Source organism: Enterococcus cecorum DSM 20682 = ATCC 43198 (assembly GCF_000407565.1).
Classification (GTDB): domain Bacteria; phylum Bacillota; class Bacilli; order Lactobacillales; family Enterococcaceae; genus Enterococcus_E; species Enterococcus_E cecorum.
This window is the reverse complement of the sequence record NZ_ASWI01000004.1, coordinates 752,529-776,352: the sequence shown is the minus strand read 5'-3', so window position 1 is coordinate 776,352 and position 23,824 is coordinate 752,529. Positions and strand designations below refer to the sequence as shown.

General features: G+C 34.6%; 26 protein-coding genes and 2 pseudogenes. 1 reads left to right on the top strand and 27 read right to left on the bottom strand.

Going from position 1 to position 23,824, the window contains the following annotated elements; all coding sequences use genetic code 11:
• Positions 1-12: 12 nt before the first annotated feature.
• The 15 genes from I567_RS09825 to I567_RS09755 all read right to left on the bottom strand — a co-directional run bounded on the left by I567_RS09825 (position 13) and on the right by I567_RS09755 (position 14,862).
• Positions 13-201, bottom strand: a complete 189-nt coding sequence (locus tag I567_RS09825) for a hypothetical protein (protein ID WP_016252071.1) — start codon at positions 199-201, stop codon at positions 13-15.
• A gap of 89 nt (positions 202-290) precedes the next feature.
• On the bottom strand, positions 291-917 hold the full coding sequence (locus I567_RS09820) for a DUF3885 domain-containing protein (RefSeq protein ID WP_016252070.1): 627 nt from the start codon (positions 915-917) through the stop codon (positions 291-293).
• A 12-nt stretch (positions 918-929) separates the two neighbouring features.
• On the bottom strand, positions 930-1,316 hold the full coding sequence (gene mutT, locus I567_RS09815) for an 8-oxo-dGTP diphosphatase MutT (RefSeq protein ID WP_016252069.1): 387 nt from the start codon (positions 1,314-1,316) through the stop codon (positions 930-932).
• 6 nt (positions 1,317-1,322) lie between these two features.
• Positions 1,323-4,379: a DUF3427 domain-containing protein gene (locus I567_RS09810; RefSeq protein WP_231940230.1), complete on the bottom strand. Its 3,057-nt coding sequence runs from the start codon at positions 4,377-4,379 to the stop codon at positions 1,323-1,325.
• A gap of 44 nt (positions 4,380-4,423) precedes the next feature.
• Entirely contained in the window at positions 4,424-4,891 is a 468-nt protein-coding gene (locus I567_RS09805) for a hypothetical protein (RefSeq protein WP_016252067.1), read from the bottom strand.
• Between the two features lie 15 nt (positions 4,892-4,906).
• On the bottom strand, positions 4,907-5,209 hold the full coding sequence (locus tag I567_RS09800) for a DUF7226 domain-containing protein (RefSeq protein WP_026209958.1): 303 nt from the start codon (positions 5,207-5,209) through the stop codon (positions 4,907-4,909).
• Between the two features lie 16 nt (positions 5,210-5,225).
• Entirely contained in the window at positions 5,226-5,921 is a 696-nt protein-coding gene (locus I567_RS09795; protein WP_248622582.1) for an ATP-grasp domain-containing protein, read from the bottom strand.
• 143 nt (positions 5,922-6,064) lie between these two features.
• Positions 6,065-6,259, bottom strand: coding sequence for a hypothetical protein (locus I567_RS09790; RefSeq protein ID WP_016252065.1), 195 nt, complete (start codon positions 6,257-6,259; stop codon positions 6,065-6,067).
• Position 6,260: 1 nt separating this feature from the next.
• On the bottom strand, positions 6,261-6,809 hold the full coding sequence (locus I567_RS09785; protein WP_016252064.1) for a GNAT family N-acetyltransferase: 549 nt from the start codon (positions 6,807-6,809) through the stop codon (positions 6,261-6,263).
• A gap of 175 nt (positions 6,810-6,984) precedes the next feature.
• On the bottom strand, positions 6,985-7,221 hold the full coding sequence (locus tag I567_RS09780; RefSeq protein WP_016252063.1) for a hypothetical protein: 237 nt from the start codon (positions 7,219-7,221) through the stop codon (positions 6,985-6,987).
• A gap of 16 nt (positions 7,222-7,237) precedes the next feature.
• Entirely contained in the window at positions 7,238-7,729 is a 492-nt protein-coding gene (locus I567_RS09775) for a hypothetical protein (RefSeq protein WP_016252062.1), read from the bottom strand.
• 23 nt (positions 7,730-7,752) lie between these two features.
• Positions 7,753-9,255, bottom strand: coding sequence for a tetratricopeptide repeat protein (locus tag I567_RS09770; protein ID WP_016252061.1), 1,503 nt, complete (start codon positions 9,253-9,255; stop codon positions 7,753-7,755).
• A 92-nt stretch (positions 9,256-9,347) separates the two neighbouring features.
• Positions 9,348-11,336: a hypothetical protein gene (locus I567_RS09765; protein WP_016252060.1), complete on the bottom strand. Its 1,989-nt coding sequence runs from the start codon at positions 11,334-11,336 to the stop codon at positions 9,348-9,350.
• A complete protein-coding gene (locus I567_RS09760; protein WP_114975558.1) occupies positions 11,317-13,392 on the bottom strand; it encodes a hypothetical protein in 2,076 nt (691 codons plus the stop codon). The genes I567_RS09765 and I567_RS09760 overlap by 20 nt, the downstream gene beginning before the upstream one ends.
• 405 nt (positions 13,393-13,797) lie before the next feature.
• Entirely contained in the window at positions 13,798-14,862 is a 1,065-nt protein-coding gene (locus I567_RS09755; RefSeq protein WP_016252058.1) for an IS30 family transposase, read from the bottom strand.
• A gap of 66 nt (positions 14,863-14,928) precedes the next feature.
• Between I567_RS09755 and I567_RS12500 the strand changes: the two genes are divergently transcribed.
• Positions 14,929-16,349, top strand: a protein-coding gene (locus I567_RS12500) for an IS3 family transposase (protein WP_155237647.1) whose coding sequence is annotated in 2 segments (ribosomal slippage) — positions 14,929-15,496 and positions 15,496-16,349 — 1,422 coding nt in all. Because the reading frame shifts where the segments join, the coding sequence is not laid out codon by codon here.
• A 964-nt stretch (positions 16,350-17,313) separates the two neighbouring features.
• Here I567_RS12500 and I567_RS12495 read toward each other — a convergent pair.
• From I567_RS12495 to I567_RS09695, 12 genes and pseudogenes are all read right to left on the bottom strand, one after another.
• A pseudogene (locus I567_RS12495) lies at positions 17,314-17,553 on the bottom strand (hypothetical protein).
• Positions 17,554-17,576: 23 nt separating this feature from the next.
• Positions 17,577-19,100: a zinc ABC transporter substrate-binding protein AdcA gene (locus tag I567_RS09740; RefSeq protein ID WP_016252056.1), complete on the bottom strand. Its 1,524-nt coding sequence runs from the start codon at positions 19,098-19,100 to the stop codon at positions 17,577-17,579.
• Between the two features lie 17 nt (positions 19,101-19,117).
• Positions 19,118-19,240, bottom strand: coding sequence for a putative metal homeostasis protein (locus I567_RS12680; protein ID WP_111736139.1), 123 nt, complete (start codon positions 19,238-19,240; stop codon positions 19,118-19,120).
• A gap of 29 nt (positions 19,241-19,269) precedes the next feature.
• Positions 19,270-20,253, bottom strand: coding sequence for a CobW family GTP-binding protein (locus tag I567_RS09735; RefSeq protein WP_016252055.1), 984 nt, complete (start codon positions 20,251-20,253; stop codon positions 19,270-19,272).
• Positions 20,254-20,276: 23 nt separating this feature from the next.
• Positions 20,277-20,426 (bottom strand): 50S ribosomal protein L33, encoded by a 150-nt coding sequence (gene rpmG / locus I567_RS09730; RefSeq protein WP_002297320.1) that lies wholly within the window; start codon positions 20,424-20,426, stop codon positions 20,277-20,279.
• Between the two features lie 41 nt (positions 20,427-20,467).
• Entirely contained in the window at positions 20,468-20,824 is a 357-nt protein-coding gene (locus I567_RS09725) for a hypothetical protein (RefSeq protein ID WP_016252054.1), read from the bottom strand.
• 31 nt (positions 20,825-20,855) lie between these two features.
• A complete protein-coding gene (gene rpmF / locus I567_RS09720) occupies positions 20,856-21,035 on the bottom strand; it encodes a 50S ribosomal protein L32 (protein ID WP_002297318.1) in 180 nt (59 codons plus the stop codon).
• A gap of 14 nt (positions 21,036-21,049) precedes the next feature.
• The gene (gene rpsN / locus I567_RS09715) at positions 21,050-21,319 is read right to left on the bottom strand and encodes a 30S ribosomal protein S14 (protein WP_034863808.1); all 270 of its coding nucleotides are present in this window, start codon (positions 21,317-21,319) and stop codon (positions 21,050-21,052) included.
• Positions 21,320-21,589: 270 nt separating this feature from the next.
• A pseudogene (locus I567_RS09710) lies at positions 21,590-22,945 on the bottom strand (IS66-like element short variant transposase).
• Positions 22,902-23,129 (bottom strand): IS66 family transposase, encoded by a 228-nt coding sequence (locus I567_RS09705; RefSeq protein ID WP_016183445.1) that lies wholly within the window; start codon positions 23,127-23,129, stop codon positions 22,902-22,904. The pseudogene I567_RS09710 and the gene I567_RS09705 overlap by 44 nt, the downstream one beginning before the upstream one ends.
• A 54-nt stretch (positions 23,130-23,183) precedes the next feature.
• Positions 23,184-23,522, bottom strand: coding sequence for an IS66 family insertion sequence element accessory protein TnpB (gene tnpB, locus I567_RS09700; protein WP_231940229.1), 339 nt, complete (start codon positions 23,520-23,522; stop codon positions 23,184-23,186).
• A complete protein-coding gene (locus I567_RS09695; RefSeq protein WP_016252049.1) occupies positions 23,515-23,709 on the bottom strand; it encodes a hypothetical protein in 195 nt (64 codons plus the stop codon). The genes tnpB and I567_RS09695 overlap by 8 nt, the downstream gene beginning before the upstream one ends.
• Positions 23,710-23,824 lie beyond the last annotated feature (115 nt).

Genomic DNA, 23,824 nt, shown 5'->3' with positions numbered 1-23,824 from the left:
AAAAGCTGCGATCTATTTTTTCGAATAAATCGCCCCCATGATATCGTCAAAATGGTCAACTGTTTGTAATAAGAGTTCAATAATTTGGGATTTAGTCAAACGCATCCCACGTCTATCTCGCGCATCCTCAACAAGATATTCTAACTTTTCTAAACTCTTATCATCAAAACTAATCATTACTCTTTTTTTATCCGTTGCCATAAGTTCATCACCCCACACAAAATTAACACAAGTGTAACACCAGTGTCAAGAAAAATCGAGCCCCAAAACTGAGACTCGATGTAAAATTTTTATTCAAATACTTTTTTCATTGCTTCTCGATCATAATCTAACAACCATGTATGATAGTTTTGATAAATCGGCTGCAAGGTCATTTTATCTGTAGCCACTACATCCAAGCCACGATCATCATATAAGTGGTAAAGTATTTCAGCTTTCGTATTTAAGAAGAAAACATTACTCGCCAAAAAGTGTGGTTCCTTGAAATCTGTATATACAATATCACGAAACAACTTCTTCCAATTAAAGGTAAGCTTTCGTAAATCCCAATAACACGCCTTTATCTGATATTCATAACCATCTGAATAGTGCGTTTCAATATATGATTCATCCCATTCAGGCAAGCCAAGACTAGTGAAGTAGTTAGGTATTCCAGATTCATGTTCAGAATCCAACCATACGTTTATACGTAAAATATCATATGGCCCGGTTGCTTGATAAATGCATAGCGCACGATGGATAGCTTCTTCAAAATGAGTTGGTATGATCCTAAACCTTTCATCAGTCGGATCCCCAACGCCCATTTCAAAACGCAATCCATACTTTGCTTGATAAAACATGGGGCCAGGTATCCTATGAATGCCCATATTATTGATTATTTGAGTAAATTGATGATGAAAAGACTTTCTTAATTTCATTCATACCTCGCTTTATAATATCTCTTTTAATTTATTGACCACCGCTATATCCGCAGGCAGCCAGTCTACTGAATCAAGTGTCGCTTTAGTTAACCATTTCGCTGCACTATGTTCTAACAAATCCAGCTGCCCAGAAACACGTTGACACAAGTAACAATACATTTTTAAGTGGAAGGTAGGATAATCATATTCAACCGTTTCAATCAATTCGCCAACTTCAATTGTTGTATTTAGCTCTTCTTGAATTTCGCGAACAAGAGCATGCTCAGGTGATTCGCCTTTTTCTAGTTTACCGCCAGGAAATTCCCAACCACCTTTTAAATCACCGTAACCACGCTGAGTCGCGAAAATCTTTCCCTCTTCTTGAATAATAGCTGCTACAACTTCTATCTCTTTCATCTCACTCTACCTTTCAACAATATAGTCATAAATATCTTCTCGCACCTGAGTTTCAAGCTGCCAACCAATCTCAACTGCGGTTTTGTTCGTATCTTTCATTTGAAACTCTTCCGCAAAACCAGTGGGCTTCATCCGACCAAGATAATAAAATTCCTTTGAAGTCTTGTCATCTTTATTTTTACGAACAAATAAATCTACTTTAATTCCCCTTTCTTCTGCATTGATAAAATTCTGCACATCATTTGAGCTTAAATTGCGACCTGATTTTGAGATTGCAATCAGTTGGTTTTCATTAATAAAACGATCTTCATAATTTATCGTCGCATCAATATCCTCGGATTTGTGATAGTTGATGAATACCGGGAAAGTGTTCGTATCTTTATCAAATTTATAACCACCAATATTTTGAGCAACTGAATTTTCTTGCCAGTTTAATAAGCGACACACATCTTCATAAGTATATTTTTGATATAAAACAAAATTAGTATCTTGATATCTGTCCTGATAACTTTGTTCATAACGGTGTAACCCAAATTCGATCACCGCCTTGAGTTGATGGACGAATTCTTCATCCGTTAATGCTTGCTTAAATGAATCAGAAATCAACCATTCACCTGAAGAATCATCCATAAAGATACAATCCTTGAATGTTACTTTTTCGCCACCAGTAATAAATCTGCCTGTTAAGATATTAGCCACATTTACTTTTGCTTTCAAATCAATAGTAATTCCGTAACGACTAGCCATTTCAGACTCCCAAAGTGGATAAATGTCTTGTGCTGAATTTTGCATTAATAATCGAAAAGCAAGTAACTCATGTGCACGTTTACCACTCGCAAACTTGCGTGAAATAAACTTCAACATTTGTTCATTCGATTCCGAAAGCTCGAAATGATACTCTGATTCATAATTATTTAAAAAGCGATAGTATGAACCCAATTTCGGATTTCCTAAAATACGCATGACATCAAGTTCACCATATTTTTCAAATTCCATCAATTCTGGAATTCGACCTAATTTTTGTCGTAATCCTTTATAGGCATCCTTAATCAATTGAATGGAGTCGAAATTTGCTCCGTCAATCGATTCAAAGATTTTTTTACGTGAAACTTCATCAAAGTGAATCGTTGACGCACCTGGAATCGTACGGTCAGATTCTGAAATGAACTTGCGAATATTATCTTTGTTATAACTACGGTCTCCAGATAAAGCAATCGGTATCATGTAGTTATTCTTATAGTTTCCAATAAAATCAAGCACAACTAGATATTCTTTATCCTTATCCTTTCGCAAGCTACGTCCTAATTGCTGAACAAAAACGATTGGCGATTGCGTCGGTCTAAGTAGAACCACTTGATTAACTTCTGGAATATCCACACCTTCATTAAAAATATCGACTGTAAAAATATAATCTAGATAATCGATTTGCTGATCATCTACCAAATAAGAAATCATTTTTTCACGCTTTTCTTGAGAATCTGAACCAGTCAAATAATCCGTGCGATATCCTCGTTGATTAAAAGCCTCACTTAATAATTGGCACTCCTCTTTTGAACGACAGAAAATTAAACCCTTAACCCTGTCACCCGAATAACCAAAATACTCTATTTTCTCGATAATATGGTTGATCCGCTCACTAGAAGAAAGGCGCGTAAAATCTTTTGTTTCATCTAGTAGTTGATTATTGACCTGGATATCGCTAATACCAAAATAATGGAATGGACAAAGCAACTCTTCTTCCAATGCTTGCTTTAAACGAATTTCATAAGCAATATTATGATCAAATGCTTTAAACACATCAAAATTATCGGTACGTTCTGGTGTTGCAGTCATCCCTAAAAGTAATTCAGGTTCAAAATAATCTAAAATTCGTTGATAAGAACCAGCTCCTACACGATGTGCTTCATCAATCACTACTACATCAAAGTAATCTTTAGGGAACTGTTGACGAATCTCTTCTTTTGCCATCATTTGCATTGTTGAAAAAAGGTAATCAACACTTGTATCGGCTTTATGATTACCTGATAGCAACCCAAAAGTCCGTGTTGGTCCGAAAACTTTTTTATAACTTGCAATGGCTTGTTTGGCAATTTGCTCACGGTGAACTAAAAATAGCGCACGTTTGTATTTGATATTTCTTAACGCAAAAGCCGAGGCATAGGTTTTCCCAGTACCAGTCGCTGAAATAAGTAATGCACGCTTAGCCCCATTAGCTATCAGCGCTTTTAACTCATCTATGAATCCACTTTGCATCGAATTTGGCTGTAATTTATACATTTCCATTTCAGGAACAGCCATTTGTCGAGTCACATCACGTTGTTCTTGAACAATTTCATATTGTGTATCATAACTATCCGCTACTTGCTCATATTGTACAGTATGAGAATCCTGCCAAATCGCTTCGAACTCTTGCTGAATTTTTTGTTTTTGAATTGCTTTTTGGCGTTGATAATTTTCTTCATAGATTTTTGCTAAATGTTCATCATATTGCTGCGAATTATCACTCCAAAGTGCTTCAAACTCATCGACTAAGTCCTTATAAACCGCACCATCTTTAGTAGAAATCAACTTTGTATTCCACTCTTTATTCTTTGTTAAAGCATTCATGGTCAAGTTGGAACTACCAATAATCATGCGGTATAAGTTATCTTTTTCAAAAATATAGCCCTTTGTATGGAAACCAGATGACTGATTTTGGGTCCGATACATTCTAACTTCAATATTCTTTAACTCAGCTAACTTTTTCAAAGCTCTAGGTTCGCTAAAGGTTAAATAATCAGTAGTTAAAATACGCCCTGGAACACCTCTTTGCTCTAACTCTTTAAAGACCTGCAACAAAGGCGTAATCCCGCTCATCGTAATAAAAGCCACACTTATGAAGAATGCATCGCAGTTTTGCAATTCATATTCGATTTCCGTTAATACTTTATGGAATTTTCGCTGATTATTTGATACAAATTTAGGATGAAAAGCTAAATTACCAGCTGTTTCACTTTCTTGCACAAAAGCATGATATAACCCTTTATGCATCACCTCTAAAGATTTATCATCCAAGACTAACACCTACATTTCATTCATAACTAATATCATTATACTAAGGAAAAGAATTAGATGAAAGATGCCAAACGCACAATTTCTATCCTTTTCATTTCCGGATGTAATGCAAACAAATTTTCTTCGCTAATTACTCCATCCGTAAGCTGCGTGACTTCATCATAATCTATCCAATTTGTACATGTAATCCAATCATCAAAAGAACACGAACGCAAATTGTAAATGATCTCATCCACCGAAGTCTCTTTCACGCAGATAACAGTTAATTTCTCATTTGATAGCTGATAGATCTCCTCACAATTTTGAATATCAACCTTGGCCGCAACTTCATAGCGAAAACGTCCAAAACTATCCTCCACTTCATCCGTATAGGCAATATCAATCATTTGCGGAAAAACTTCTCGAGAAATCATTTGAACTGGTTGCGAAAAATCAACTAGAGGTTCTACCTGTCCATATTCATATTCGCAAAAATCAATATAAGCATTATTTAAATCAATCAACTGTTTAAAAGTAAGCATAGGACCTCCGATTAGTTACTTAATATTTGTAAATGAAAAAATCCATTCTATCCATGACTTTATTGTATTAAATCTTCTTTGTGCTGTTGTATCATTTATTTTGTAAAGTTCCATCAATTTTCTAACTGTTTTGTTCTTATTAATTTCTTCATACAACAAATATTCAATAAAAGCATCTCTAAATATTCTTTTTTTCAAAATAGATTTTATTAGTAAGATATTTTTTAGATAAATATCTTCTTCAGCTTTTACCGTTTTTCCAAAAGATGTAAGTCGGCTATTGTTATCATACTTTTCAACTAAACCCAAATATTCCATAGCTCGCATTATGAATTTAATTACACAAACTCGACATAAACGCTGCTCTATCTTGATGGTCGCTCAATCCTGATACTTGACCATCGCCAGCTTCAATGACAATCCACGAGCCATCAGCCAACTCGGCATAGTCCACAGTATAAAATGGACTTGGTAAATGTTGGTATTTTTCGACTAATTCTCTCGGTGGCTGTGTGGTAAACTCATCATTTGCTTCTGATTCTGCAATACAAAACATTTTCCCATTCGCATAAAAAACTCGATATTCATTATGTCGACCATTTAATGTTTTTAACTCAACATATTCTTTGATACAGATTCCACCTGTTAGTAAATCCCCGCGATAACGATAAAAAATTTCAAGATACTCATCTAATTGTTGCTGGGAAATCGCACTAGAGATACGGCTTGGTAATTCAGTTCCTTTTGCTGATTTCACGTAGTCCTTAATCATAAATACCGACATCTGAGAACGAATTTTTTCTATATCTACCCTAGTCCCTAATGGAAAGGTCAACATTTTGGGTGTATCTTCTATCAATTCTGGATAAATGTTTGGAAATAAATGAAATTGTTCGTACTGCTCAGATGAAGTTAATAATTCAATCTGATATTTATCTCTTAATTGCGAATAAAAAGATTGGTATTGTTTTGGTGTCATCATCCAACCACGATAAATAGCACTACCAGGCGTAAAATTTACTTGATTCAAGATTAGTCGGTTTTCTTCAAAAAATTTTTCATAATTAAAAATCAAAGTTTGAGTTTCTGTCTGACAAGCTTGATATTCGCTAAGGTATTCTGTTTCAACTTGCTTTCCATCAAAATAATCAGATGGGAAAATGATATAGTCTATTATTCATCCACCAATCCATATTGCTTATATAGTCCTATTATTCGCGTGTACATTAAGCGGTTGGCCATCAGTTGTCGATAAGTCGCACTTTTTTCTTTGCCGGCTAATTTGAGTGCATCCATTTGTTGTTTTTCTTTTGCAGCTGTGGTCATGATTTCATTTAACATCGCTTCAAATTTTGTGAGTCGGTCCATTTTATTTTCCTCTTTTCACATGCCATTCTTCTTTGGTTAATCGAGTGAAATGCTCGGTACGGACTTCCTTTAGTAGAGGCACATCGACATTTTCGAGTGTATGGTGGTAGGTAAAGCCACATTTTTCTTGTGCGCGTTTGGATTGTTCATTTCCTTCATAGTAGCCACACCAAATCGTATTAAGTAGGAGTTCTTCAAACCCAAAAGCCAACATCGCCTCGATTGCTTCTGGCATGAGTCCTTGTCCCCAAAACGGTACGCCTAACCAGTATCCTAACTCTTTTTCATGATTTTCAGGATGAATGTGTGGCGAATGCGAGTCATGAAATCCAATGGCACCAATCATTTCTTCGCTTTCCTTTAGACATACAGCAAAAGAATATGGATCACGCAGCACAGTCTGAATGATTGCTAAACTTTGGACTTGGCTTTCATGTGGTGGCCAACCCGCTCGCGGTCCAACTTGTGGATCTTTGGCATATTGATATAGATTAGCCGCATCGCTATCTTCCCATGGTCTAAGCAGTAATCTTTCAGTCGTTATTTTCATGCAGAAACACCTCAATTAGTTCATTCATAATTGTTATTTTTAATTTATTTTATCAAGTTTGTAACGGTTACACAACAGTATCTATTAAAAAAGCCAGGCAAAAGGTACCTGACTTTAGATTTTCAAAAAATTGATGATTTTGAGTCTAAATTTGTCTCATAATTTATACTTAAGATTACTGTATATAAAAAAACGGCCCACCAATACCTGTGTGAGTCGTTCTTATTAGTCGGTTTATTCTGGTGTCTGCCACCATTTGACCCTTATGTTCAAGAGCAATATCGGATTTAGTTCCGGTGTCCGCCACCACTTGACCATTACGTTCAAGATTAATATCAGATTGACCATGAGCTGACCACTCATCTATAAATTTATTATGCTCATTTGTTGAATCTATTTCAAGTAAAATCACTCATTTCCATACCTTTTCACTCGAAATATCCTTGTCGCAACATCTGTTTGAAATTTACAGCAGAAAAGCTATTGTCAGTAAGATTGTGAATTTCAAAATAATATTTTTTATCCGCTTGAACCATAATTTCATATCCGCCTTCACCAATAAATCTACTCTTTATCGGTTTGACTTGTAACGATTGGATATTTTTTCGAGACAATCGCACCAAATGTTTGTTATCTAAATGCGCTGGTAGGCTCTCTTTGCCAAATAACTTCACACGCTTTATCAAAATTTCATCTTTGGTAAAAATGAGCAAATCACAGCGCAATATCATTTGGATAATTGGGGATACGGTCGTCGTAGTGATTCCTGTCCAACGATCCATTAGATGAAAGATTCTCGCCCAACCATATGACCAGCAACAAAAATAATGCGCAACGCCTGAGAATTTCATCCGCTCGAGGTAGTTTAATATCTCTTGATTTAATTGGTCTTCTTGATTCATAAATAAGTCGGTACGCATCGAATCCCTCATTTCGCAACATGTTAATAACTGTCCCAAAAACGCTCAAGCAAACAATAATAGTGTACATCTTTTCGGTCATCCACAAAAGGTAATTTTTCAGAAGGCTCTGATTTAAAGCCGTTTTTACGTAAAAATTCAAGTCTCGTTTCATCATCCTTCAAAGTACCTATCCAAACCTTTTTAGCATCTAATCGATAAAAGGCATAACTCAGCATTTTCTCAAAGATTTCTTCAGTGTAACTTCGAGCAATCTCTTCATTTTCAAAATAATAATGCAGACGGTATTCTTTATTTTTCGTTTTCATCAAGGGTTCAAAATGCACAAAACCAATCGTATTGAGAACATCGGACGTAAACTCGCGATTTTTTATATAATGAGTGATTTTATTTTCATCAAAATCTAACGGTGCTTCAACTAAAGGAAATTGGCGCTGATCGTCTTCATTTTGATATTTGAACTGGCTATCTCTCACACGAATTGCAAATATATTTTGGTCAAGCAGTTTGGTTTGAATCAAATTTAATGCTTCCCACTGATTGTTTGGACATTGGAATGGCACTGCTTTTTGGAAGTATTCACTCTTGGATAGTCGCAATAAATCTTCAATATCGCCTTCGTGCCACAGACTGGCTTCTAATTCATGTAGCGAAGTGTGCACATTTATCCATCGTAAGCCAGAAATTCCCCTTCTTTGCTTGATGGCTTGTTTCACAATGGTTAATTCTTGATTGATTTCCTCCTCTAGACTTTCATCGATGCCGGCTGTTTGTTGGCCTAACTCGAAATATATTTGCTCAGCCTTGTGCAACAATCTAATATTATCCAAAAATCTTTCCTCAGCCTCTGCCACCATCCGCTTATACTGAGAAAGGCGAATCATCGCACGCACCTTTGCTTCACTATCCTCTAGTTGCTTTTGGACTTCTTGATAAAGTTTATTAGCCAAAAATAAATCTTGTTCTACTCCTTCGCCATGCCAATAGAGTTCGGCTAATTGATATTTTGCTTCCGAATCACCTAGCATACTCGCCTTTAACAAAAATGGATAAGCCTTTTTTAGCCGATGTTGTCGATAGTATAGGATACCTAAACGCGCCATCGCATTTGATAGTCCTTCTTTCGCCGCAACGGTGTAGTACTTGATGGCTTTTTTCTCATTCAAATGTCGAAATCTTGACAAATAGAATAAATCCCCGAGAAAATCCGCCGCTAACGGATCTAAAAGCAAATAGAGCTGATCACGAAAAGCTTTTTCCATGAATATAAATATTTCTTTAGGACAATACTGATTTTCATCCGCCCAGTACAAACGACGCACTACCTCAAATGGATTGAGATAATACAAGGTGTCATTGTCGTGATCTAATGCATTTTGTATTATCTGATAGGTTTTGGGATAATCCTTTTCATTCACAAAGCAACGAAACAACCACTGATAGGCCAATTCATTATCCATCCGTTCTCGATATTTTAGCTTAGGCATGCGATTGATTTCTTCTGCAGTCATATCTTCAATATACATTACGTTTACCTGATTTCCGTTTTTTCTTTATTTTATCAAGTTTATAGCGGTTACACAATGTAAAATATCCTTGTTTTTTAGGTGGAGATGGTTTATTTATATTTCTTTGCATATTCACGTAAATATTTAAATGGAAACGGCAGCACGGTTAATGAACCTAAACGCACAAAATCCACATCCATTAAAGGTAAGAGTTCATCAAAAAATACTGGAGCATCACCTATTGCTTGAACTTCACGAATGATCACACCTTTGTCCATCTTCTGCTTAGGATTCTTACTTTTTTCCCCTACACAGTATTGAGCTCGCTTCTCATCAATCTGCCAATAATGAATATCTAAGCTGCCTCTGTATATTTCTGATTTGTTTTGCTGATTTCTAAAATAAGGAAATAGATGCTTTTGATAATTCATCACAAAATAATCATTCACTTTCTGTTTCAATGTTTTGTGGTGTAATTTTTGGACAAAATATTGTTGACTAATTTCCGGTTCGTTCACACTATCCAAATATTCTTTTATATCAGAAACTTCTGAAATGATACTTTGACTCTTTGTTTGAGTTGAAATATGATCTAGTAAATCAGCCAATTCATCTTTGAAATATTTCTGATTTTCCTTTGTTTGTTTGAATATTCGCCGGATTTGATGCATTTCTTGTAGTGAATACAATTTAGTTTGCACAATCACATTTATATTTTTATGATGGTCAATAATCAATCCCTCTGCTTTACTTGACGCTAAAATATCTGCATATTGATTATATTCGTGACTTCTAGATAATGTATTTTCAAATTCCGTAAAAACAAAATGCCCATTTGGATAAATTTTCATCCCTAAATATCTGTTCTCTTCACCTGAAATTTTATTAATAAAAATCCATTCGTGCTCAAATTGAAAGTCGGACCAATCCAAAAGAGAGATCTGCTGCTTTTCTAAATCCTTTTTAATCAGCAACTCTTTAAGAATTACTTCAATCGTTAACTCTTCATTTTCTAGAAAACCTTCTACTGTCAAATGATGTGTTATAAATGCCTTGTCATTGATATAAGGGTCTACTAATTGCTGCTTTTCATAGTATTCTCTTTCATGTACATACACAATATTCATCGCATCTTTTTGTGGATGTTTGACAATGCGACTTTTTAATCCATATTTATCTAGCAAGATATGCTGAATACGTTTTAACTCTACTTTCGAATGTTCATCACAAATCTTGTCAATGATATATAGTGCAGTACCCAATTCATGATTGACCAGTTCAAACCTCTCCGATTGAATCAAAGCTTGTCGTACATCTGTATATTCTACAAATTCTAAATGGACATATTCACCAAAATATATTTCAAATCGTTCTAACAAATCCGACATCATCCCCATTTTAGACGCATTAAACTTTTCAAAACTTGAAATATCCAAAAATGGAATTGAAGCTTTTTCATTATCAATGGCTCTTTGAACAAATAATTGCTTTGCTTCTCCTTTATGATGTCGTTTAAGCGTACCATTGGAAAGCAATTCATATTTAGGTAAAGATCTAAATTTTTTGTCCTCTATTTTCATCTTATTTCTATATTTCACAGAATTAAATCTATTGGCTGAAAAATTTAATGTCTCTTCTTTATCTACTTTTACTTGCAATGCGTCCAACTGCATAGGTTGATCTTTTACTTTTTTGACAATCAACGCTGGATGTGTGATAAAAAGATTACCTGTTAAATTATTATACTTTAAATCATCTGAACTATAATTACTTAACGCATTCAAAAATAGTTGTAGCAACCCATTATTTTCAACTAGATCTTTACAGGAGACATCCATTGCACGATAGGAATCCATGTAAGGACTATTTCTAAAATACTCATTAAATGTATAGCTAGAATGCTTATTTTTTCGGTACATCAACACGAGTGAATGTCCATTTTCAAATACAATAGCGTCAACTTTGACAAAATCCAAGTCGAGAATGTGCGCACCGTATATTGTTTTGTCTTCCCTAATAATTTTAATAAAATCATAGTCTCGCTGAATTTTTTCCAAATCATACTTTATTTTTAATTTATTAGTTAGAATTGTCGTCACTAGCTATCGTCTCCTTTATAAAATCTTCTAATTGTTTTAGCTTTATAGCATCTAATTGCTTCTTATGAAATAGATAAGGAATCTCAATAATTTGGTTTTGATACGATGTACTATAGTTATACGCTCGATTGGCAAAAATATTAATAATAATTGCCCGCTTGCCACCAACACGCATTAATTTTTCATGAATTCGCTCTAAATATTCTGTTGCACGCTGTTTATTTGATTCTTTCCAATACTTCAAATCGATATAAACTTGATTTTGAATATGATAATCAAATAATTCATAGTATTCTGCAGGCATTTCCTCTAGCTGTATATCTAAGTGCGTCTCTAATACTTTCTTACCTATTGTTTCTCCTAATGCACCTTTATAAATGTTTTGATAGGCAACCGGGGACAACATGTAATCTTGTCTTTCAAAACTTAAAGCATATCCTTGCTGTTCAAAATAATTACTTAATTCAGTGATTTGCTGAATTTTATTTAACTTAACATCCTCAGCTGAAACATTGCTTTTACCTTGTATACCAAAATATATTTGTAAATAGCTAAAATCCTGTTCTTGAGTATAAGTATAACTATTTCTTAGGGTTGGCATTTGAATATAAAAAGATTGGTAGTTATCCTCCAATTCAAGAAATGCTTCAGTTGATAACGTTGGATATTTTAACAAATGTTGACGCATCGCCTGCCAATAAGCTATTTGTTCACTTGTCCATTGTTTGTTGTTATAGACAAAATGATAAAGTTTATTTTTAAATCGCAAAGTATGGTTGACCGCCTGATTTTGTAAAGATTCGATTTCAGCTTTTTCAAACGAATGATTCTTATAGCTTGTTTCAATGATTTTTTGAAACTCGGGATTATTGATTTTGTTCTTAAAATCAGAAAAATCACAGGTTTGGAATACTTTATCATCTATATATAGCTTAATCACTGCATTTTTATTACTTGTTCGGCAAATTCTACCTACTGCTTGCTGTATAATCGCAATCGCTTTATTATTCATCGATCTTGTTTTATCGGTATCTAAATGGATATTTCCATCGGTAAAATACTGAGAGATAAAATATTTACATTGTGCAGGCGATATTTCTCCTCTTACAGATAAATATTCCATCTGAAAAATACCACGATATATAGTCTCCATGGAGTTACTATCTTTTTCTTTACGCGCAATCAAGTGTGTTGGAAGATCTAAATAAATACAATCAATATCCTTTGAATGACTATTACGATTATTCACTTGGATGACTGGAGTATTTTCTGGAATGTCATACTGAAGATTTTGCCCCACACCTACAGTCTTATACGATGTAAAAATAACTATTTTTTCACCTTTGCTTAGTTTTTTAAGTAATTGTGTTTTTTGCTTTTCAAAATTTTGACTATTTAATGTGACAAAAAGACTATCCACGTCATATGAGTGCTCAAAATATTGTTGATTTAAAAGCTGAACCGCACGTTTAAACAAATGAATATTAGGTTTAGAATGATTATTAATCAATTGGTTCGAAAAAATGAGCATAGACTGTACACTACTATCAGTTAAAAAATCAAATATTGCGCTCAACATTTTTGTTAACCGTTCTAAGTAAAACGCATCTATAGAGCCCACAAAGTCGGTAATATAACTTGTAATAACTTTGTCATCGAGAAAACCACCAAATAGATACTCTAAAGGTTGATTTTCTACTTTTATTAAATCCATTTTGACTTGAGGATATCCTTGAATGAGTTGATTAGATTTTTCCTTTAAATGCTCATGGTGATAATCTTTAAGTTGATAAAATTTGTCTTTAAGCATCATTTGTAAATAATTCAAATCGTAATTACTTAATACAGATGGCACAGTTGCAGTAGCTGAAATACCGATGACTAAACTTTTTGAACATAATTCATAGAGAAAATACTCTGGAAAAAAAGGAACTTGATAAAACATAATATCAGTATTTAACGCATTATCATCGCCATCGAATAATGAATAGAGTTTGAAGCCAGTACTATATAAATTTCTAACTGCTAGACTTTGACTCTTTAACCTATTTTTCACCCTACCTTCTGTTTGCAATGACAAAATCCTATTGAACAAATATTCAGCACTATAATTGTCCAAATGCATCACTTTTAAAATCGAATGCAGACAATTACTATATGTTAAATTTCGGCTATTAGCTACAGATTTATAATAAACACTGGTGATATATGCCATTCCTTTTACAAAGTACTCAATTGCACATTTATATTTCCGAACACCTCTGTTAATGTCTTATTTTGCTCATTGTCATGATTCGTTGTAATCCAATTTACTTTTGATTGTTCATCGACGTAATAATATAATTTGTTTTCTTTGATTTGTAAATATTCCCTAATTGTCAAGAACAAGTTGGACACTTTTTTTCATAGCCCAAAATTCATGTTATATTAACTTTTATATCAATTTTAAACTAGTTATTGATTAGCAGCAGCTACTACTTATTAGGAGACATTCTTGCTGGAATGCTTCTCTAGGACGTTGATAGTTCAAGATTTTCCGTGGTAGCTCATTCATGATATCCGCAATCGACTCTAGTGTCCTTCTATCTTTAGAATCGATACTTTCACCTTTAGCTAGGAATCTCCTAATGATACCGTTGTGGTTTTCGTTTGTGCCACGTTCGGAGGAAGCGTAAGGATGTGTGTAGTAAACTTTCATTCTTCCATTTAAGACAGTGGCTAAATTAGCAAATTCAGAACCGTTGTCAGCGGTGATAGATTGAAAGATGTTCTCACCGTATTCGTTGATTATCTGATTGATTGCATAAGTAACAGAATCCGTGTCCTTTCCATCAATCACTTTAATGATTTCATAGCGTGTTTTACGCTCCGTAAGGGTAAGTAAGACACTTTCACTACCTGCTTTCTTACCGATGACGGTATCAATCTCAAAATGCCCAAATTCTTCACGCGATTCTACAGTATCTGGGCGATTTTCGATACTTTCGCCATAGAGACGCTTATTAGGAGCTTTTGAAGCTTTTTTACGTTTCTTGATAGAAGTTTTTCTAACTAGATCGATATTCTTCACTTCAAGTAAGTTTTGGTCAATATACTTGTAGAGCGTAGTAGTACACACCCTTTCATCCTTGAAGAAGGATTGATTACGCTTAGCTTCACCAACGAAGGCATCAGGGGAAAACTTAAATCTTTTAAAAGCTTCAACGAATTCAGCGAGAAATGAGCGCACTGTTTGGAATTTAATGGGACGATGACAAAGTAGACGCTTTTGTTTATAACGTTCATGAGCGTATGTGGGATCATAGACCTCAAAGTAGCTGGTTTTCCCGTTCATTTTCTTTTTTTGACGAACGGTTCCACGGTTCACTTCATTTACAACTGTTTGAGGAGAAAGGCCGATATAATTAGCGATTTTTCTGTAAGAATAACCTTGATTCAGTAAAGCGTTAATCGTTTCACGCTCTTCTTTTGATAAATGTTTGCCTTTTTGACGCGCTGTTTTTGTGTTAAAATTAACTTCAGTCATAGTGAAAAATGTACCGACCCCCAAAAGTTAGACCATAAAATCTAACAATTGGAGGTCGGTATTTTTATGTCCAAATATTCTTTTGAGTTTAAAAAGCAAGTTGTAAATGCTTATCTTAATGGCGAAGGTGGTTATACTTATCTTGCAAATAAGTTCGGCATTCCATCTGATAATACAGTTAAACTATGGGTGGATAATTACAATGCATTTGGTGATGAAGGATTAAAACGTTCTAGAAAAAAAGATTTTTATTCTTTTGAAAAGAAGCTTTCTATAGTAGAGTTATATTTATCAAGTGAAATCTCATATCAAGATTTAGCTCTGCAAGAAGGAATTACTAATCCAAGTATGATCACAAATTGGGTGAGTCGCTTTCGTGCAGCTGGTCCTGATGCCCTAAGACCACGCAAGAAGGGACGAAAGAAAACATTGAATACAACTAATGGCAATACACAAAACAAACCAGTTGAAGAATCTTCTGTTGATACAAGTGCAGAACATGTAAAAGAGCTAGAAGATGAACTTCTTAAATTGAGAATTGAGAATGCCTTTTTAAAAGAACTGAGGAGGCTGCGTTTAGAGGACGAGGAAAAAATGAGAGAACGGCACTCGTCATCAACAGTCTCCGACGAGAATTTAAACTAAAAGACCTTCTCTCTTATACAGGCATGCCTAAAGCAACATATATGTATTGGCAAAAACGATTTGATAGAGAAAATCCTGACAAAGAACTTGAAGAAAAAATCCAAGAAATCCGTAAGAATAATAAGGATTACGGATATCGTAGAATACATGGAGAGCTTCATAATCAGGGATATCTCATCAACAAAAAGAAGGTTCAGCGAATAGTTCAAAAACTTGGCTTGCAGGTGACATCCTACACACGCAAAAGTAGGAAATATAGTTCCTATAGGGGCAGGACTGGTACCATTGCACCCAACAGAATTCGCAGACGCTTTAATACGCACATACCCCATCAAAAAATCACAACGGATACGACTGAATTTAAGTATTATGAAGTTGATGTCAAAGGACATATGACAATGCATAAGCTGTATTTAGATCCATTTATGGATATGTGTAATGGAGAAATACTAAGTTACAGCATCGATAAGAAACCTTCAGCAAAGAATGTAATGAATGCCTTGGATAAAGCCATTGAAATCACTTCAGACTGCCCTTATAGACGAACATTCCATTCTGACCAGGGTTGGGCATACCAGATGAAGGCGTACTCTCACAGGCTAAAAGAAGAACGAATATTTCAAAGCATGTCTCGAAAGGGCAACTGTCTAGATAATTCCGTAATGGAGAATTTCTTCGGTCTGCTTAAGCAAGAGATATACTATGGCGTTATTTACTATAGCTATGAGGAATTAAAAATGGAAATAGAACGATTTATAAAGTATTATAATGAACAACGAATAAAAGAAAAGTTAGGATGGATGAGTCCTGTTCAATATAGGCTCCATCTTTTAGCTGCATAATGAAAACGAGACGACCGGAGTCGTCTCGTAAAAAAGTCTAACTTTTGGGGGTCACCTCAAAATCTCCCTATATTATTTTTTGTCAAATTAATGATACACGATTTTTTCACTATGATTATTTTTTGTCAAAAGTGTCCAACTTGATTATAAAACTCGCCTTTCTATTATTCTTTTACTTTCGGCGTAGTAATTATCGCTAATTCCTCACCACTTTAGATATTGTGGCTACTTAATTTTCAACTCAGTTTTGATAACATTAGAATCACTAGTTTTGATTTTAGTTTTTGAAATTGTACCATTCGATAGATTAATTAGTATGGTTGTAGTCTTTGAAATACCAATAATGGTCTAGGATTAAAAATATAAACTATTATCCAATCTTGTTCTATTTGATTAAACATACTATTTTAATACTTTAATTATTAGTAATTAGCTAAACAGAATCACTTGCTTTGATAGTGTAGCCAGTTTCTCTTTATTTAAATTATTCACTATTAGGCGAAAGGATGTTATTTCAGAATTTCTATTCGAAGAAACTTCTTTTTTTTGTTTTTTGTGCATTTGATTATGCATCTTATTACTTTGTTAAGTTCCCTTTAACAATCTATCAAAGAAGACTATTTATTAATTCTCTAAAGAATTCACCATAGTAGTAACACTTAATACGAGAAACTAAAATACTGTAAATAACATATTTGTACTTACACCAATTTAAAATATTTTTTCTACATATTGCTTCCTCCTCTCTATTTTTCAATCATTTAAAAATCACAATTAATAGTACAAAAACTTTTATTAACAGATACAATAAAATATTATCATCAATTTTAGCATTGTAAAATAATTAATTATAAATAATAGCATTATAATTTTGTAATATTTTTTCGAATATGTTAATTCCAATACATAATAAAGAGCAGATCAAATCCTAATAAAAGAAAATTAATCTGCTCTACTGTTACAACTAATTAATCAAACTATTATATCGTTTTGCTAAACGTCTACTTCTTCCAGTATTGACCTTGATAAAACAACAATCCGGGTCTTGTTTTAACACTCTACGAACTGTATCAACACTAACATGTAAAGTTGCAGCAATATCAGCTAATGTACTCCCATTTAATCTCATTTGCTTTGCAAATCAATAACGCCGATAAGCATCAATATTCTTGGAATCCATAGACAATAATACTTTTCTTACCATGTATTTCCTCCAAAGATTGGATTTTAATGGGCCATCATTTCTTGAGCAATCTCATGCTCAGATAATGAAGCTGGATAGAAAGTAGGCCAATTATGCATTTCATTATAAAGTTTTTCTTGACTTTCTCCACCAAAGAAAATATGAAAATGCTCTGCCTTACTTGGTGCAATTCCATGATCGCTAAATTGAATATATTTAAAACGACCAGCACCTGCATCATCAGTTTCAAAATTAAAACGAACACCACGGTTTCCTTTTTCATAATTCAAAATTTTGTATCCAACATATTTGTATGTGTATTGATGATGTTCACCGTTGACTACAAAATCAATGGTGTTGTCTTTAATGTTGATAGTATCAATATCTGTCTTATAGCCAGTAGTATAATAATCTTTGTACTCGGCAGCTGTCATGTCTTTATTGAGTTTTGCTTTGTAATCGAAAACTTCATCCAAAATTCCATCTTTTAACAACGGATAAACAGATTGCCATTCACCTGTATAATCACTCAATTCGCGATCCTTCACATCGGCATCTTTAAAGTACCCATTAGCAACTGTCTTTTCATCCTTCGCTTCTTTTTCTGGAACTACCTCTTCACCAGCAACCATAGTTGTTTTCTCTAACGCTTTTAGATTGTCTTCCATTACTGAAACATAATCTTCATCATTATCCATTTGTTCTTTTGTAAGACTTTCAAGAGGATTCAATACTTCCAACTTTATCCCAGCTTCATTAGCCAAAGTTTTTGCGATTTTATCATTAGCATTCTTTTCAAAGTAAATATAATTGATCTTATTTTTTTTAACATACTCTTTTAATTCAGCTAATCGACCAGAAGATGGCTCTTCTTCAGGACTTAGTCCAGCAATAGGAACTTGTATCAATCCATAATCCAAAGCTAAATATCCAAAGGCTGCATGTTGTGTCACAAAACTTTTTTGTTTCGCTTCTTTAAGACTAGTGGTATAGTCAGCATCCAACCGTTTCAGTTTAGTCAAATACTTTTCAGCATTTGTCTCAAATACTTTTGCTTTTTTCGGATACAATTTAACTAACTGATCCTTGATATTTGAAACTTCCTTAATTGCCATTTTGGGTGAAACCCACGTATGAGGATCTAGTTCATGATGGTGACCTTCTTCTCCGTGATCATGATCTTCTTCTTCACTACCTGGCAATAAAATCATGTCTTTTGTTCCTTCTACTACATTAGGCCCAGCTTTCTTCCAACTTTCTTTAGCTTTTGGTACCCATGATTCCATGTTTTCGTTATGATATACAAAAACATCCGCATCATGAGCTTTTGCCATATCCTTAGCAGAAGGCTCATAGTCATGAGGTTCTGATCCTGCCGGAACCATTAAATCCACGTTCGCTTCATCGCCGACGATGTTTTTGGTGAAATCATACATTGGATAGAATGTTGTTACAATTTCTAATTTTCCATCTTTATCATTCGATACTTTTGCATCATTAGTGCTGGAGCAAGCTCCCAATAATCCTAGAGCTGCTATCCCAATAAGTCCTACACTGATTTTCTTCATTCTTTTTCCTTCCTTAATTATGCTAATTTCTTCATTTTATTTCGTTTATGTTCTTTGATAATTTTTAATGCCCTTTTTCTAGTTTTAATATTCGGGCTTTTAAGTCGTCGATATGCACTAGACATATCCGTTTTCTCCATTAGAAATTACCCCCAATCAATACTTATCATTATTTGCTTTCCGCCAGTAATTTATCAAAACTCTGTTTGATCCTTTCTTCATCCAACATTTTTCCGATTAGAATAATAGTGGTTTGGTCTTTTTGTCGAGTGGTGTATTGAAAATTAACCTGTTCGTTTACCCCTTGCATGGCAACTATAAAATCCTGCTCTTGTAAAGCAATCAATCCTTTAAAACGATACAGGCTCCCTTGGTTGGTTAAAATCAGCCAGTCAATCCATTGGAGTAAAAAATCTTTTTTTATGTCTTGATCTGAAGTTAAGAGAATTGATTTAAACTCATGTACTTGATGGTGTTGATGATAGCGTTTGCCATTATAGTGATTTTCTGATGAATCACTTTCAAAAACTAAGGGATGATTAAATTTTTTCAAATTATAAAAATCCTTTTTTTGAATCGTTTCACTATGTGTGAACATTCGAATATCGGATAAAGGGTTAATACTTTTGATTTCTCTCTGTAATTTTTTTAGTGCAGATAAATTCAAGTTTTGTTTTCTAGACACAAAAATGCGATCTGCCATGACAAGTTGCTTAAGGGCTTGTGGTTCTCTTTCAATAAGTTCAAAACTGTCACTATCAATAACAGTCAATAAACTATCGATATATACTCTTCCTCTTAGTTGAGGCGCTGTTAAAAGTGTTTGAATGATTGGTTGGGGATCTGCTATACCTGTAGTTTCAATGATGATTTGTGAAATTGGTTGTTGATGTTCTTCTATTGTTTCCAGTAAAGAAATCAATATTGCTAATAAATCACTGCGAAGACTGCAACACATACATCCATTATTTAGTTGTAACACCCGTTCCTCGCTATGAACTAATAATTTGTGATCAATCCCAACTTCACCAAACTCATTTTCAATTATAATAATTTCTTCCCTGGGGTAGGGTGAGACTTGCAAGGCTTGATTGATTAGCGTTGTTTTTCCAGCCCCTAAAAACCCAGAAACGATTGTAACTGGTATGCCCATTTTGTCACCTTTTTACCACTTAGCTATTTCACTTCTTTGAAAATTGCCCGTCTGCGCAATTTTGGTGAATACTTTTTTAATTCTAACCGTTCAGGGTTATTACGTTTATTTTTGCTGGTGAGATACAGACGTTCTCCAGTTTCGACACATTCCAAAATAATATTTTGACGCATAAATCTTCCTCCTTCAATACTTATCGATCTTCAAGATATGCTTAAATTTGTTGTGCATCTTCAAAAGTTAACTCGCCAGATTCCAATTGTGAAACTAAATTTTCTTTCATATCAACAGGTATCTCCCAATAACCATCGATACATTGAAATAACTCCTCGTCATACTCTTCAAAAATTGGATAGATTCTTAAAAAATCATCAAATGATAAGCCTTGGTCCTCATAGTAATCTTTGACTAATCCATTTTCAATTGCCTGTTGGGTCGGTAAACCCGTTTCAGTAATAATTCCTCTCTCTACCATCGAACGATAAAAAGTGCATTTATCTAGAGATTGCTGGGTCGTTTCAAGATAATACTTTAATCCTTCTTCAACTAAAGGTGGGTAAATAATTTCCATTTTGATTCCCTCCTAAAAGTTATATATTAAACTATTTTGAAGCTCCTTTAATTACTTTCTTTCCATTATAGTACCCTTTTAAAGATACATGATGGCTACGTCTATAATCACCATTCGCTTCGTCAAATGAAATTTCTGGTTTTACTACAGTTTGATGAGTTCTTCTTAACCGTTTCTTCGCCTTAGATGTTTTTCTTGCTGGTACTGCCATGATATTTCCTCCTTTTACCAACTTGCTTTTTTTACTCCAGGAATCAACCCTTGATGGGCAAGTTCTCTAAACTTAATACGGGACATACCGAACTTTCGCATATACCCTCTTGGACGACCATCCGTCTGATCACGAAGCCTCAGACGATTCGGATTTGAATCTCTTGGCAATTTAGCGAGAGCGGTGCGATCTCCTATGGCTTTTAATTCCTGACGTTTGTCTGCATATTTTTCAATCATTTCCATTTGTTTCTTTGCTTTAGCAATTTTAGACTTTTTTGCCATATACATTTATAATCCTTTCGTTTTGATTTAGATGTCGCAAATCGTAATCATTACGTTTTGCCATTAACACTATACCAACAAAAATTTCTCTTGTCAACAATAAATGACATGAAATAAAACTCATATGAATAGATAACTATTTGAAAACGAATTTATCGGTACATAGAGATAATCAAATCATTTAAAAGAATATTCAGTTTAAGCGTAAGCGCCCAATAACGAGGTATATTGAAAATCTCCAAAGTCACTCGACTTTGGAGATTCTTTTCTTTATTTACAATCTGCTTGCACAGTTTCTGACCATGGCAAATAAGCTTCTAGAACTGCTTTTTTTGCGAAAGACTCTTCATTTGGCAACTTCTCCAAAAGATAGGTAAGATATTTCTCTGAGTCTAAGCCATTTCGTTTGGCAGTTTCTAAAAGTGACAGAATGATTGCGCTAGATTTGGCTCCTTCAAAACTTTGAGAGAAAAGCCAATTCTTACGTCCCATGACTAATCCTTTAATCGCACGCTCAGCCAGATTATTGGATAATACTAAGGAACCAGCTGTTAAAACTGTTTTAAATGTTTCCTCATATTTCAAGGCATAGGTGATTGCACGGCCTAACTTCGATCCTGGAAGCACTGATTGATTGCGACACCAATCAAAGAACGTTGTCATCAATGGCGCTAATCTTTCTTTGCACTTGCACAATCTTTCAGCTGAAGACAACTCAGCCCAAGATGCTTCTAGTGAAAACATCTGATCACAATAATCTAATCCCTTGCGCCCCAATGACTTCTTATCTGCCTGTTTAGGCGTTGCTTCAAAAAATTTTCGGTACACATGTGCCCAACAACCTACTAACTTTGTCTTAGGTAGTTGGCGATACGCTGACCACATATCACAGTGAACATAGCCATCATATTCGCCAAGAAATTCTTGAACTACTAAGCCGCTTCGCCGTTGATCATGATGATAAAGCGTAATTGGCTATGTTGCTTGTTTTCCTGAAAGGAATGTCCAGTAATAGGTCAAAGAGGTATCATTTTCTAAAACTCTATAGGCTGTCTCGTCCACATGAAGAAGGCTTTGTGTTAATAACTTTTCACGCAATAATTCATAGAGTGGTTCGAAATAATACTGACCAAACTTGATATGCCAATTAGCCATCTCTTTACGGCTAATCGGTAGCCCCATTTTCTGCCAATCCTCTTCTTGTCGATAGTTTGGCACTTTCAGTGTGAATTTCTGATGAATGGTATGCGCGATAATAGAGGCTGAACCCAGACTATGCGCCAAGGGCGCCTTGGGTATAGGGGCCTTGATGATTTTATCTGTCGCATTTTTCTTGCTACAAGCAACACATTTATAGGCGTGCTGAATATGATCCACTCGTTTTAACTGTGCAGGAACATAGACTAATTCTTGTCGTTGCACACACGAACCGATCTCTTTTAGCTTTTCATGACAATCTGGACAAGTACAAGCTTCTCCCGTCAATTCATGGTGGATGACTTCTGGTTTAAATTGTTGAAAAATGGCTTGCCGTTTGCCTTTCGCTTTTTTCCGGCGATAAGTAATGGTTTCTTCTTCTGGTTTACCTGGGACAGTCACTTTCTTCTTCAGGAAGTTCCATGTCATCAAACAGGCTCAATTGATTCTGATTATAGTCACGCTTTTCAGAGGATTTACCATAAAGTTTTTTGGTAAGGTAAGCGACTTGTTCGCGCAAAAGCGCAAGTTCATTAGACATTGCTTCAATTGTTTTTACTTGTGTTTCAATTGTTTTTGTCAGTCTTTCAATCGTTTTTTCTGATGATGACATCTTCGTTAACTCCTCAAGATTTTTCTTTATTATACGCGAAAAAAAGCCGATATTTCAATAGAAATGTCGACTTTGACTCTCTAAAATTTTCGGTGTAATAGAAAATCCTTTCATTAACCATTCGACTTGTTCAGGCGTTAAAGCCTGAACCTCCGTAGTACTTCTTGGCCAAGTTAACCGTCCATTTTCAAAACGTTTATAAAGCAACCAGAAACCTTCACCATCCCAGTAGAGGGCTTTAAATCGATCACTTTTTCCACCACAAAAAAGAAAGACGGATTTTGAAAAAGGGTCTAAATCAAATTGTGATTGAATAAGGTAAGCCAGTGAATCGATTCCTTTTCGTAAATCCGTTTTTCCACAAACAATGTAGACAGGACCCAGCTCACTCAAGTTTATCCCCATAAGAGAACACCTTTTCTAAAATTTCATTTAGTTGAGATGCATCAAGTGATGAGAAAAAGCTGAGTTCAAGTGACCCCACTTTACAACGAAGCAAGAGCTCATTTTTGCTTCGTTGCTTGAAGTGATTCCTTTCATTTTTGGACATCTCTAAAGGGACAATTGGTTGTTTCGTCATAAAAAATCCTCTCCAATCTTCTGTTTGAATACAGTATAACTGGAGGACTGGAGGGATGCTATACACCTTGTTATTGGACGCTTACTTTGAAAGTACCCTTATAGTAAGTAGTTTT

What these genes read in the sequence shown, in the direction of transcription:
- I567_RS09825 (WP_016252071.1), bottom strand. Translation starts at nt 201, where the DNA reads ATGGCAACGGATAAAAAAAGAGTAATGATTAGTTTTGATGATAAGAGT.
- I567_RS09820 (WP_016252070.1), bottom strand. Translation starts at nt 917, where the DNA reads ATGAAATTAAGAAAGTCTTTTCATCATCAATTTACTCAAATAATCAAT.
- mutT (WP_016252069.1), bottom strand. Translation starts at nt 1,316, where the DNA reads ATGAAAGAGATAGAAGTTGTAGCAGCTATTATTCAAGAAGAGGGAAAG.
- I567_RS09805 (WP_016252067.1), bottom strand. Translation starts at nt 4,891, where the DNA reads ATGCTTACTTTTAAACAGTTGATTGATTTAAATAATGCTTATATTGAT.
- I567_RS09800 (WP_026209958.1), bottom strand. Translation starts at nt 5,209, where the DNA reads ATGGAATATTTGGGTTTAGTTGAAAAGTATGATAACAATAGCCGACTT.
- I567_RS09790 (WP_016252065.1), bottom strand. Translation starts at nt 6,259, where the DNA reads ATGGACCGACTCACAAAATTTGAAGCGATGTTAAATGAAATCATGACC.
- I567_RS09785 (WP_016252064.1), bottom strand. Translation starts at nt 6,809, where the DNA reads ATGAAAATAACGACTGAAAGATTACTGCTTAGACCATGGGAAGATAGC.
- I567_RS09775 (WP_016252062.1), bottom strand. Translation starts at nt 7,729, where the DNA reads ATGCGTACCGACTTATTTATGAATCAAGAAGACCAATTAAATCAAGAG.
- I567_RS09770 (WP_016252061.1), bottom strand. Translation starts at nt 9,255, where the DNA reads ATGTATATTGAAGATATGACTGCAGAAGAAATCAATCGCATGCCTAAG.
- I567_RS09755 (WP_016252058.1), bottom strand. Translation starts at nt 14,862, where the DNA reads ATGACTGAAGTTAATTTTAACACAAAAACAGCGCGTCAAAAAGGCAAA.
- I567_RS09740 (WP_016252056.1), bottom strand. Translation starts at nt 19,100, where the DNA reads ATGAAGAAAATCAGTGTAGGACTTATTGGGATAGCAGCTCTAGGATTA.
- I567_RS12680 (WP_111736139.1), bottom strand. Translation starts at nt 19,240, where the DNA reads ATGGAGAAAACGGATATGTCTAGTGCATATCGACGACTTAAAAGCCCG.
- I567_RS09735 (WP_016252055.1), bottom strand. Translation starts at nt 20,253, where the DNA reads ATGGGCATACCAGTTACAATCGTTTCTGGGTTTTTAGGGGCTGGAAAA.
- rpmG (WP_002297320.1), bottom strand. Translation starts at nt 20,426, where the DNA reads ATGCGTCAAAATATTATTTTGGAATGTGTCGAAACTGGAGAACGTCTG.
- I567_RS09725 (WP_016252054.1), bottom strand. Translation starts at nt 20,824, where the DNA reads ATGGAAATTATTTACCCACCTTTAGTTGAAGAAGGATTAAAGTATTAT.
- rpmF (WP_002297318.1), bottom strand. Translation starts at nt 21,035, where the DNA reads ATGGCAGTACCAGCAAGAAAAACATCTAAGGCGAAGAAACGGTTAAGA.
- rpsN (WP_034863808.1), bottom strand. Translation starts at nt 21,319, where the DNA reads ATGGCAAAAAAGTCTAAAATTGCTAAAGCAAAGAAACAAATGGAAATG.
- I567_RS09705 (WP_016183445.1), bottom strand. Translation starts at nt 23,129, where the DNA reads ATGTCATCATCAGAAAAAACGATTGAAAGACTGACAAAAACAATTGAA.
- I567_RS09695 (WP_016252049.1), bottom strand. Translation starts at nt 23,709, where the DNA reads ATGACGAAACAACCAATTGTCCCTTTAGAGATGTCCAAAAATGAAAGG.